The organism is Streptomyces blattellae (assembly GCF_009709555.1).
Classification (GTDB): domain Bacteria; phylum Actinomycetota; class Actinomycetes; order Streptomycetales; family Streptomycetaceae; genus Streptomyces; species Streptomyces blattellae.
In genome coordinates this window covers 1-266 of sequence record NZ_WJBG01000037.1, presented here as the reverse complement: position 1 = coordinate 266, position 266 = coordinate 1, and the positions used below count along the sequence as shown (strand labels likewise).

Here is a 266-nt window from a genome sequence, read left to right as displayed (position 1 = left end):
GTCGGCGACGACCGCGACCGCGTCCGGATCGGCCGCGACCCGGCGGCGCACCAGTGCATCCACCGTCACCAGCGCGTCCACTGTTGTCGCCGGCGCGATATCGAGCGTCTCGCCTTGCGCCCACGACGGATCCGGGCCGTCGGTACCGGGTGTGAATCCGGTACTCAGTTCGTGCAGGGTCTGGGCCGGGGACCCGTCGAGGACGGCGTTGAGGAAACGGCTGAATTGTTCGGCATGCAAGAGCGGATCGCTCGTGGCGGATCCTG

1 protein-coding gene is annotated in these 266 nt (G+C 68.8%); it reads right to left on the bottom strand.

Features of this window, described 5'->3' with window-relative positions; genetic code table 11:
- Positions 1-266 (bottom strand): hypothetical protein (locus tag GFH49_RS39190; protein WP_196217812.1); only part of this gene is annotated, 266 nt, incomplete at both ends.